Source organism: Adonisia turfae CCMR0081 (assembly GCF_011009555.1).
Classification (GTDB): Bacteria; Cyanobacteriota; Cyanobacteriia; order Phormidesmidales; family Phormidesmidaceae; genus Leptothoe; species Leptothoe turfae.
This window is the reverse complement of sequence record NZ_QXHD01000004.1, coordinates 107,799-119,022: the sequence shown is the minus strand read 5'-3', so window position 1 is coordinate 119,022 and position 11,224 is coordinate 107,799. Positions and strand designations below refer to the sequence as shown.

9 protein-coding genes and 1 tRNA gene are annotated in these 11,224 nt (G+C 43.7%); 6 read left to right on the top strand and 4 right to left on the bottom strand.

The genetic code is table 11. The features are described 5' to 3' along the window. Positions 1-15: 15 nt before the first annotated feature. Together DXZ20_RS04730 and DXZ20_RS04725 are read left to right on the top strand one after the other, a co-directional pair. A tRNA-Thr gene (locus DXZ20_RS04730) sits at positions 16-87 on the top strand. 751 nt (positions 88-838) lie between these two features. After that, on the top strand, positions 839-1,294 hold the full coding sequence (locus DXZ20_RS04725) for a DNA-binding protein (protein WP_163696759.1): 456 nt from the start codon (positions 839-841) through the stop codon (positions 1,292-1,294). A 796-nt stretch (positions 1,295-2,090) separates the two neighbouring features. On the opposite strand, the gene DXZ20_RS04720 is transcribed toward DXZ20_RS04725, so the two are convergent. Continuing rightward, positions 2,091-2,966: a tyrosine-type recombinase/integrase gene (locus DXZ20_RS04720; protein WP_163696757.1), complete on the bottom strand. Its 876-nt coding sequence runs from the start codon at positions 2,964-2,966 to the stop codon at positions 2,091-2,093. A 624-nt stretch (positions 2,967-3,590) separates the two neighbouring features. On the opposite strand from DXZ20_RS04720, the gene DXZ20_RS04715 reads away from it, so the two are divergent. Next, the gene (locus DXZ20_RS04715) at positions 3,591-4,163 is read left to right on the top strand and encodes an NYN domain-containing protein (protein WP_163671216.1); all 573 of its coding nucleotides are present in this window, start codon (positions 3,591-3,593) and stop codon (positions 4,161-4,163) included. Between the two features lie 677 nt (positions 4,164-4,840). Continuing rightward, complete coding sequence (locus DXZ20_RS04710; protein WP_006516719.1) at positions 4,841-5,008, top strand: NblA/ycf18 family protein; 168 nt, start codon at positions 4,841-4,843, stop codon at positions 5,006-5,008. A 107-nt stretch (positions 5,009-5,115) separates the two neighbouring features. Here DXZ20_RS04710 and DXZ20_RS04705 read toward each other — a convergent pair whose 3' ends face one another. Both DXZ20_RS04705 and DXZ20_RS04700 read right to left on the bottom strand, forming a co-directional pair. Beyond that, complete coding sequence (locus DXZ20_RS04705) at positions 5,116-5,391, bottom strand: cupin domain-containing protein (protein ID WP_163671217.1); 276 nt, start codon at positions 5,389-5,391, stop codon at positions 5,116-5,118. A gap of 25 nt (positions 5,392-5,416) precedes the next feature. Then, complete coding sequence (locus DXZ20_RS04700) at positions 5,417-7,078, bottom strand: S8 family serine peptidase (protein ID WP_250565617.1); 1,662 nt, start codon at positions 7,076-7,078, stop codon at positions 5,417-5,419. 125 nt (positions 7,079-7,203) lie between these two features. Here DXZ20_RS04700 and rpe point away from each other — a divergent pair, with 125 nt between their 5' ends. Both rpe and DXZ20_RS04690 read left to right on the top strand, forming a co-directional pair. After that, positions 7,204-7,905 (top strand): ribulose-phosphate 3-epimerase, encoded by a 702-nt coding sequence (gene rpe / locus DXZ20_RS04695; RefSeq protein ID WP_163671218.1) that lies wholly within the window; start codon positions 7,204-7,206, stop codon positions 7,903-7,905. Positions 7,906-8,539: 634 nt separating this feature from the next. Continuing rightward, positions 8,540-8,722, top strand: coding sequence for a hypothetical protein (locus DXZ20_RS04690; RefSeq protein ID WP_006516715.1), 183 nt, complete (start codon positions 8,540-8,542; stop codon positions 8,720-8,722). A gap of 81 nt (positions 8,723-8,803) precedes the next feature. Here the strand turns inward: DXZ20_RS04690 and DXZ20_RS04685 are convergent, their stop codons facing one another. After that, positions 8,804-11,020: an APC family permease gene (locus DXZ20_RS04685; protein WP_163696754.1), complete on the bottom strand. Its 2,217-nt coding sequence runs from the start codon at positions 11,018-11,020 to the stop codon at positions 8,804-8,806. Between the last annotated feature and the right edge of the window lie 204 nt (positions 11,021-11,224).

The following is an 11,224-nucleotide window of genomic DNA, read 5'->3' as shown; positions in this document are numbered from 1 at the left end:
CCACATAGTCTTTTTGCCTTCATAGCTCAGCGGTAGAGCACTCCCTTGGTAAGGGAGAGGTCACGAGTTCAATTCTCGTTGAAGGCTTTACGTTCTGCGACTTTACAGATTATAGACGGTGCTAGAGCGGTGCTAATTAGTAGAACTGGTTAGCTGTTTTCAGCAGTCTAGATTCAGGTATGAACACTCCCTGTTACGTATTCAAGTTGCATAAAAAAGAGCACCGTTTGACGGGTGCCCTCACATGCGTTTTACACTTGGCTGCTACGAGACTTTCAATGCATCATGTATTAGAACTACAGATAGATGCACTCATTACCTCTTGAGCAACGCCATCCATCTTGTTAACCATCCACATGTTAACCTCTTCAGTCAAGTGATTTAACAGGTAGTCGTGCGGGTCACTGGATTTCTTGTGCAAGATTCGTGTGTAATCCATCAGAGCTAACCTGAAATGCGATAGAACGCCTTCTAGTTGTGGCTCTATCTGGCTGAAATTTGGGTGCCATTGACTTAGGGTATCTAAATGCTCCTCTCTACAAAATGGGTTATTTAGGTCAATATTGATAGTTCCATTAGAACTTCTATTAGAACTAGAAGTAGATGAGTCAGTTTTAGTGGTTTTAATGAACCGTTCATTGGAATTCATAGTATGACCCTAGGATCTGTAATGTAATAACTGTAATTACAGTAATAAGATTACAGTTTATTTGTCATCCATGAACTGTAGCTTTAGCTGGTGTAATTACAGTTTTAGATTACACTTGGCGCTTCACATAAGAAACTGTAATGTGATAACTGTAATTACACATGCGATTTATTACGGCTTGAGTTTGTTATGGGCGGCAGAGTTACCAAAGATCAGATTTATGCGGCGGCAAAGCTTCTTATTGAGCAAGGTGAAGTGCCTGGACCTAAGAACGTAAAACGTAAGTGTGGTGGTACTGGCTCGCCCAACACATACGTTAAGTACTTAAAGGAATTTAGAGCGGACCACCCAGACTTAATGTCTACTGTTGGACCACCAGACAAGAACATACCTAGAGAGCTAGAGCCAAAGTTTAAGGAAGTCTACAATATCCTCAATGAAGCGGTTGAGTTACGGGAATTCAGCGGCAGAGTAGCTGACCTTACAGAAGAAAATGAAAAGCTAATAGAGGAAAAGGAAGTGCTTGAAAAGCTTGTGATTGAACTAAGGACCACCATTGAAGTAGTGAACGAACAGGCGAAAAAGCGCCATCAAGAGCTTCTAGAGCGAATTTCTGAACTGGAGAAAAGATTAGCTAACTCCTAACCACCCATTCTGCTTACTTTGAACCAAAAAATGCACAATGGCATCTCAACAGTAGCGAGGGGGCTAGCCACTCACTTGAAAGCCATTGTGCCACTGCTCTATCTAAACCGTCAACCCTACACATCAATTCACCCTGACTCACACACGCCTGCCTAGCGTCGATATAGGCTGCCTCACCTCAAGGCATCTGACCCTTCGCCCCTAGGGCCGAACAGTGTTGACGAAGTTGAGTCAATTAATGCCTTAAAAAATTAGTTAGGCTCAAACTAAATACTATTCATAAATAGCTTGTGACAGTTGGTTTATTGCGTTCACTAACTAACTTTAGGCTTCCCTGAATCAAATATAGAAAATGATGTAAATTATCTGGGTTTAGTTAACAGGTGAATTGATGAATTGATGGCACTTTTTCCAATGCTATTATTTCAATTGATAACTTGTTAAAATTTTTAATTCAGCGCATCTGAGAACAGTCTCTTTTAAGTGTCTTTTGCTTTGTTCTCATGCGCCTCAAACTCAATCAACTTAAGGCATATGAACTCATTTGTTTCACCGTCAGGTATTACCTCAGGTATGCGAATGAGTTTGGTTTTTAGAGGCTCTCCATCTAGCCACCATTTTGACTTCCGACTTGCCCCTGGTCTCGCTCCACCATGGCCTATGATTATTATTCCTTTTATCTATTTTTGCAGTTTCTAAGTGTTCGCCGAAGGTGCAGCGTCGCGTGTAATAGCCGAAGTAAAAGCCGTACACATTTCAGCATACGGTTCTAAAAAAGGTGATCCACCACTATGGGCTAAGTCGTTGGATTAGTTTCAATGGACGATTCAATGAAACCTAGGTAATGCTCGAATATCACAGCTGGACTGGTGCCATATTCCTTTGCGATCAGGGCTATTCTTCTAGGGTCACGCTGTACAGCTGCTGTAATGGCTGTATGCCTTAGTCTGTATGGCCTAAAGTCTTCTTTTACGCCTGCCCTAACTAGCAACGGCTTCCATACCCTACGAGTCCAATTACTGTGATGTTTGATGCTAAGGAATAGGGATTGACCGGGATTGAACCCATGAACGAACCTACCCAGTGACGTAGCAACATGATTTGGTAAACCAATAACCCTAGACTTACCCGTCTTAGTAGATTTGATCCTTCCATCAGCCGTCATGCTGCGTTTTATTGAAAGTTTCATTGAAACAGGATCGAAGTCACTACAGGTTAACGCCCTTGCTTCACCTGGTCTAAAGCCACAATGTAGCCACAGGTCAATCAGCATATAGGTTTCAAACCCTAACCCATCACAGCATTCTATTATCCTGTCCTGTTCAGTCTGGCTAAAAGGATTAGGTTCACTTTTATTTTTCTGCGAATAACTAACGCCCTGGCATATAGCAGGTGCAACAGATTTAATGGCCCCTAGGTATCTGGCTTTGGTAGCTGTGGCTATGTTCATGGAATCCAACCAAGCTTTTACATGCTTAGGTCCATTCAACCTTGGGTGATCCATATGAAGCTTATGAGTCAAGCTTCGGTTAGTAGAGTTTTCAGGCTCCTTTGCTATGGCTCTGCAAACCTTCATCCAGTCCCACAACTCAGCATCTACAAAGTATTTTTCTAGGTCCGTAAACCTGTTAGCCCCTACTTCCTGGCTGATGCACTTACATATGTATTCCATGCGTGCAACGTGCTCTGGGTTATCCGCTAACCCCCATTGCTTATAGAACTCAATGCCTTGGTGTTTGAACCGTATATACAATTTTTTCGAGCGTGTCCGGGGTCGGATGCCTTTAGCCATTTGCTGTGTTATTCCTGTGCTAAAACGACAGGTCACAGAACGCAAATTTTCAATGAAACCCTTGCTGTATATAGCTTCTGGCCCTTGGCAAGGGAGAGGTCACGAGTTCAATTCTCGTTGAAGGCTTCTGAGTTATTAGATTAAGTTTTTGTGTTTGCTTTTCAATAGGTAAAGCATAGGTTTTTCATGTCTTTTGGGGCATCTACCGCTTCAGTTGGCCATGGCACTGCTATAGGTGTTCAGATTCATGAATGATCATCTGATGAAGCGTGGAACTACGTCTCCACGGTGATTGTCTCTGAGTTCATTAGGTTTGAAACTTTTAGAGCTTAGGCACACGCTGTAGTAAATTACTCCAATTACTCCTTAGATAGTCAAGCAATTTCAAGTTTGCGCTAAGGATATCAAATTTGACATCACAAGGGTTCTTAATTGCATCTATCTAGTGATCAAGAGGGTTTATAAACTCCAGTATCGGCATGATTTTTATTAGGAATCATCGTTATGTATAAGTCTTACGATGGCAATATAAAATTGCGTGCACCAGCGCTTCATGTTCAAAAAGCCATGGTGTTTATCGATGGAACAAACTTCCGATACTGCCTTAATGGATCTGAAGTTAAAATTATCAAACCGATTCATTGGTTTGGAGAGATCTTTCTCGAAGGTCGCCAGTTAGTCAGAACTTTTTTCTATACATGTGAGCCGCATTTAGCCTCACTTGAAAGTGAGCATGGAGAGGACATATTGCAAACTTCTAAGGTGGTTTTAGGATATGCAATACCCATAGGAGGCGGGAATTATAGTGAGAAGGGAGTAGACGTACATCTTGTCTCAGACATGGTCTATCATGCTGCCATGAAAAACTATGACTATGCTTTGATAGTGACTAGTGATCAAGAATTTGTTCCTGTTATTGAACGAGTGCAAGATCTTGGCTGTCAAGCAGGTGTCTTATCCCTTTTTCGACCGGTACCCAGAGAACTTCAGAATGTATGTGATGAAGCTTTTTCTTTGAGTAAGGAGCAGTTGATTTCTAATAATATTGGTATTGAAATGACTGCCCTCAGTGTTTGATTTGTTGATAACTAAGAATTAGGCAACGTTCACTATTGTCTTGAATCTGTTTCAAGCATAAGTGCTTCATATAGTAGTGAACTGGTTGAGCTTAATTTATATCTACAAGATGATTAGGCTGGCTCAAAATAGATGGGCTGGGAACTTCTATAGCATACTGCTGAATGCATATCTCCAAAGGAGAGGCTGCGCCAGCAGCAGTGTGATACACCTATAGCTGTTGTTATTCGTAGCTTTCAGTCATAACTGATGTTGTGAACTATGGGCGTCAAGCTATAGATGTAATTTTCTATACGCAGCTGAGGTCGCCTTGATAAGGTGCTTTTCATTTTATGGTTGTGGCTAACCCACACACCATGTATTGGGCCTAGAAAAATCGAGAATTCCAAGGTGACTATATTCATTGAGGCCTCTTGCAATCTTTGAAAGGTTTGTTTCTTTATGAGAAGGCATGGGAAAAGTTTGATTAGAGGCGCGTAGATTTACACAGGGGATATGCTCATAGAAGGCGTTTCTGCATATTTCACTACCAAAGCGACGGTAAACTTGTAAACAAATGTTTCTTTGATTATTTATTGCTTGACAGGTTGACGGTTAATTGCAGCATGGTTAAAATCTTTGTAACGATAACGGGCTAGCGCCTTTGTCTTCGTCAATGATTTATGGAGGAGTGACCTATGGATATGCCAGGTCAATTAACGTTAGAGCAGCAGTTTCAACTGCAGGTTTTAAAAGAGCAAGTGCGTAATCTTTCCCATGAGGATGCGCAAAACTATGTTTTAGAAGTTATGCGTCAAATGATGGTTAAAGATAATTTAGTAAAACACCTACTTAAAAATGCATAAGTCGCTATGGTAAAGCTCAGAAAGGTATCCCCTCGAAGCGCAACCTCGAGGGGATATCTTTAAAGGGCTTTAGTCCTATTAGGCAAGTGCTGAAAATTTGGGATGGATTAGCCAAACGAGTAATGTTTGCTAACTGTAGCGTTGATGCGCCAAGTGCAACTCATGCCGGCTGGAAAGATGACTAGGTCACCCTTACCCATAGAAATGGGAGCGCCTTCATCTGGTGTAACGACAACGTCTCCTTCTAAGAAGTAACAAGTTTCTGTCTCGTCATAATGCCATGGAAATTCTGATGCCTCTTTTTGCCAAACAGGCCAGGAAAAAACGCCCATTGCATCCAGTTCGGTTTTATCAGGCTGAGGATTAACTTGGATATTGCTCATGCTGTGTGCTGCTGACAGTTGATGCTTATTCACCAGCGCCCCACCATGCTAATGCGTAAGGTTGAGCGACTTCAGAAGTAACTTGTTTCTCATAAACGACTCTTAGTTTATATCGCCCGGTTTGGGGAATTTTATAAAAGATGTGCTCGAGGCTATCTACCTCACTGACTGAAGACCAAATGCTTTTGTCCATATCGTTCTCGTCAGCAGGCATCAAGTAGAGGTTTAAGTTATTCAGTTCCTGGCTGTTAAAGCTTTCTCCGATGTCATATAAGCCATTATCATTACTATCTGCCAGTGCAACCTGACGCTCCCATGTCAGAGTTGCAGCAAAGTAACTACCTTCCTTGAGCGGACTGTCAATCACGTAGTCTGTATAGATGCTTTCTTGACTAGTATCGTTGCCAGCAGCTAAGGGTAGGGAGTTGTAGTCCCAACCTACAATCGATACATTCCCAGGGGGCCATTGACCGCCATTGAATTGTTCGTAAGCTCTGAAAGCATTTAATTGGCCAGTGCCCAGTTCTCCATGTAGAGGTACCTTTGGATCTCGATAAGCATCTGATGCGATCCAAGTCAGATTTGACTCATCCAGTAAGGTTTTTCCCATGCCTAGGTTTTGGCCATTCCCTTCATCCATTAATTTATCGGCAGCATTAAGCAATACAGCTTTCATTACCATAGGCTCACGAGTATCCAAGCTCCAGCTTGCTGTACGAATTTGTCGATCACCCCATTCTTGCAAGAGGGCAACAGTCGCTGCTACGTGAGGGGCTGCGAAGCTGGAACCGCTACTAAGAATTTCCTGGCCGTTAGGGTTCAACATCCTAATGTCGTCTCCAGGGGCCACTAAATTAATCGAACGTCGGGGACCAACATTAGACTCTGGTGTCGGCGTTCCCCGAGGGCTAAATGTAGGCTCACTACCAGCATTAGCGTAGTCAATTTTGACAAAACGTCCGTCTACTTGAGTTGAGTAAGCGACATTGATGCCATTGAAGTTGTCGGTAGGAATTGGGATGCCACCGCCACCCTGATTACCAGCAATAACATATAGTGTTTTGTGGGTAATACTTGACCAGTCAATACACTGTGTCAGTAGAGCATTGCCATCAAGTGTGGCATTGGGGCGAGGATCGGTGGCTAAAGGTTCGCCGAAGCTGAAATTAATGGCTCGGACATCATCACTATTGCGCAGGGCGATATGCTGTGTAGTGATACATTCTTGAGGTTGGCCACTAATTTCGCCTTCCAGTGGTCCAATAGATGCGGAAAATAAAGTTGCATCGGGTGCTACACCGACTAATCGTTTGTCTCGACTAATCATGACACTGGCCACATGATTAGCATGATTGTCGACAAACTCATCTGCTGTGGCAGAACCATCAAGCTGTAAAACCTGGTTTACTGTGACGGGACTATTAGGAATCGCCAGCTTATCTAGTCCGAAAAGTCCAGGTCGTCCCCCCTCAACTTGACCAATTGCAATTTTTTTACCGGTTAGATTGTAAGGTGCCAAATGTAACCGGCGAGCATCGATACCATCTGCTCCCACTGATACTGAAAGGGCTAAAGCTGGCAAGCCACTGGCAAGGCCTGTAAATAGAAGCAGGGGAAGTAGAAGACGTTTAACCTCATTGCGATCGCTAGAGGAAGACCGGTCCAAAAGTTTCTGAAAAATTCCCATGAAGACTCCTGTAAATACACATTCGGATGATAAATAGCATCAGCTAAAGCAGTTTGTAACGATTTTGATACTAAGTTTTTGTTACGATAGTGACCATTATGGTGATTACAAGAGGCGGGTTCCCCATGACACAATCGAAAAAATCTGTTGTTATTTCCCCATCTATTCTATCGGCTGATTTTAGTCGCTTGGGCGATGAAATTCGTGCAGCAGATGAAGCTGGTGCAGATTGGATTCATGTAGACGTGATGGACGGTCGTTTTGTACCTAATATCACCATTGGCCCATTAATTGTCGAGGCTATTCGACCCATTACTACAAAGCCTCTTGATGTTCACCTGATGATTGTTGAGCCTGAGAAGTATATCGAAGGTTTTGCAAAAGCTGGAGCAGATATCATTTCTGTACATGCTGAGCATAATGCTTCACCTCATTTGCATAGCACTCTTAGCAGTATTCGAAATTTAGGTAAGCAAGCTGGTGTCGTGCTGAACCCGTCTACACCTTTGGACCTAATTGAGTATGTGTTAGAGCTATGTGATCTGGTCTTGATTATGAGTGTAAACCCTGGATTTGGGGGGCAAAAGTTTATTCCTGAGGTGTTACCTAAGATTCGTAAACTCCGTCAGATGTGTGATGAGCGTGGTTTGGACCCATGGATTGAGGTTGATGGTGGTTTGAAAGCCCATAATACTTGGCAAGTGTTGGAAGCGGGAGCAAATGCTATCGTAGCTGGTTCTGCTGTGTTTAAGGCTCCAGACTATGCTGAAGCGATTAACAGCATTCGTAACAGTAAGCGTCCGACTCCAGAACTGGCTGCAGTGTAGATCTAAAATGCAGTCTCTAAGAGGTGGTTCTTCTCCACAAGAGAAATTAAAGGTCTAAGTAAGATGTGATTGAAAAGTGTTGACGCTAGGTTCAATACTTTAGTTTCTAGCCTAGGCCGCAGTCGTGGCCTAGGCTTTAGATTATATTTATAGTTATGATGGGGCGTCCTGATAGGGGGATGACTACCTTATAAAGACCTGGTAAACCCTTTGCATTTGGGCTTAAAACGTTTCTAAGGGAAATCACGGATGGTTTCTGGTGAAACTAGCAAAGTTTTTGGGTGGTTTGGCAGATATTTTCCAGAGTTATGCTCAACACAATACTCTGAATGTCTTGTCAAAGCTTACGTACAGAGATAGATGAGAGGCATCTGCTGAGAATTCTCAGTAGATGCCCTGGTGCTTTTGTCGGTGATCGTGCTCAGTTTAAAGAATTGATGTGACGAGAGCATAATTACTCACGGGGTGACACCCTTTCCCTAATAATTGAAATACGGTATCTCACGGATGTGAGTCCGTAGCAGACCCTCTAGATTGGGTTATGTAAAACAACTGACTGTGTGTTTTATTTTATACCTGTTCTTGGTCGCTGGGGTGCGAAGCTGTCTCTCTGGATTTGTGGGTGAATCTTTTTATGGCTATTCAATCGGTGGAAGAAATGGTTGCCAAGATCTTTGCAACTCGCCGTATCACACGCGCTGATCAGAGCGTTTTGATGGCAATGTTTGCTGGCAACAATATTAGTGCTAACGACAAAATGTTAATCAATCAGATTTATGATGCCTTGAATCAAGGGCGTTTACGTGTGGTTGAGTAGTATTTGTCGTTTTGGCAGATGTCTTTGCTGCTTAAGATAGGGGGCTACTGCCCCCTACACCCTTCCTTGTTCAATAGGAAGCTATTCCTTTTGTAGAAGCTCTGAGAAGGCAAGATCTTCGGCAGCGAGTACAAAAATGGTTGGCGGCAGGTCTACGGTCTTTTGCTGTAAGGATGTGTAGTATTCTTCAAAACCGTCGTTTGGTGTTGCTAGTCCCATGAGGACTAGATCTGCTGTAGCAGATGATTTCCTAAGAATAGTGTCAAATGGACGACCTTCAGCAACGATGATATTGGATTGAGCCCCGATGCTTAATGTTTCGATGAGCTTATTTAGATTGGTTTGAGCAGCTTGCGCTGCAGCTTTGTTAGAGACAACAAGCTTTAAATAAATGTCTGCTGACCGCCATCGAATTCCCGTGCGTAACAGATAAGCCAAAATTAACATTAGTCCTCCGTTCGATTGCAATCCACCCCACCAAACATCAATACGTTGGGGAAACTGGGGCATGTGGCTAGGAGGATTTCTGAGGATGACGATATTTCGTTTTGCTTGGTGACACTTGCTTATGATTTGGCAATAACGTTCGCGCGCCTCTGGATCATTGGTTTCAGTGTCTCCTAAAAGGACAGTGTTCGGGATTAAAGGTCCAATGCCATAGGTGTCGATAAGTTGTTGCGCTCCAGTAGATGTATCTGTGGCTTCAATAAGCTTGACAAAAGCGTGAATGCCTCGCTTTTCCAGGTAATCACGGATAGTACCTCTGATCTTTTCCTGTTGATTTAAATTTCGAGCACCCGTTGGTAGGATACTGGCTAACGTAATTAATCCCCGATTGTGGGTGAAGTCTGTAGCGAGCTCAATCAAGTGCCAGCGTTTAGTGGGGGCTCCAGAGAGAACGAGTAAGTGAGGTCTCCAGTTTTTAGGATCGGCACTATCCGCGATGTTATTCAGGCCAGCGCGTACTAGCGATAACCAAATGCCTTGTCGAACATCTCCCCAAGTTGTCCGGATTTCACGTCGCTCTAACCACAGATAGATGGTCAGTACAATAACAGCGGCGGCCACCGTGGCCGCCGGGTTAATTAGGAACATGATGGCAATACAGCCTAATGCTCCAAGGATGGAAATATACCAAGGGATCCGGAATGTTGGCCGAAATGAAGGGCTTTGAAGAAATCCTTCGATGCCAGCAGCAACGTTAAGCACCATGTAGGTGGTTAGAAAAAACATGGTGAGTACAGGGGCAATGGCATCTAAATCCCCAATGCATACTACTGCCAAGACTACGCCCAGGGTAAACAACGTTCCCAGTCTGGGTTCGTCAGTGGGACCATGGCCGTTACCGAGCCAGCGCAGGCGTTTTGGTAAAATATTGTCCCGAGCTAAAGCTTGCAAAACTCGAGGTGCACCCAAAATGCTGCCCAGGGCACTGGATAGGGTAGCACCCCATACCCCTAGGAGGATGGCATCTCCCCAAAAGGCTATTTTGCGCATGATCAAGGGGTCGCTAATCAGGCTGGCAGCATCAGCACGGTTGCTTAATAATAGAGGGATGCACATATAAATTACATAGCCGACTCCCACAGCTGCCAGTGTGCCCATGGGAATAGACTTTTTGGGGTCTTTGAGATCGCCTGACATATTGACCCCAGACATAATGCCGGTTACTGCTGGAAAAAATACAGCTAATACGGCCCAAAAACTTGCATCACCTGGTTGTTCTGAGGTGGGTATATCGGTGGTTGGTACCGTGCTGCCAAAGACTAGACTGATTAGGGACAGTATGATGGCTGCCATAATCACATACTGAGCCTTAATTGCGATATCTGCTGATTTGAGAGCTAGGGCTGTAACTGCGATAGTAGTCACTAGAGCCATCACGGTAATTGTGATGGGTAGGTTAGGAAATGCACTATTTACGCTTTCTGCAAAACCAATGGTGTAGAGAGCGACTGAAAATGCCTGAGCGAAATAAAGAGGGATGCCCACGGCACCGCCAGTTTCAATGCCGAGGGAGCGGCTAATCATGTAGTATGCGCCGCCAGCTCTAACTACTTGATCGGTTGCGATCGCACTAATAGAAAGTCCTGTAATAAATGTAATTGCGGTTGAAATAGTAACAATCAGTAGAGTTTTGACTAATCCCATTTGGCCTACAACCCAGCCAAAACGGAGGTACATGATCACCCCCAAAATGGTCAAAATAGATGGGGTAAAGACACCACCGAAGGTGCCTAGGCCAGCAGAGCTAGAGTCAATAACTTTGGCAGACGATTCAGAGGAACGCGACGTCATGGGTGGGAAATCAGTAGATCACCTTAATTTAGCGGTCAATGGTACGGGTATGCCACCGAAATGAGAGGATGTCCAAACCGTATCAAAATGTTTTTATAATCCTCAACAATCCTGAGAAACGTGGCTTTTTAGGGTTGGTTTAGGTAAAAAATGGCACTTCTGCACCTCAGCCTTATAAATACCTGAAATTAGAGAGAGGCACCT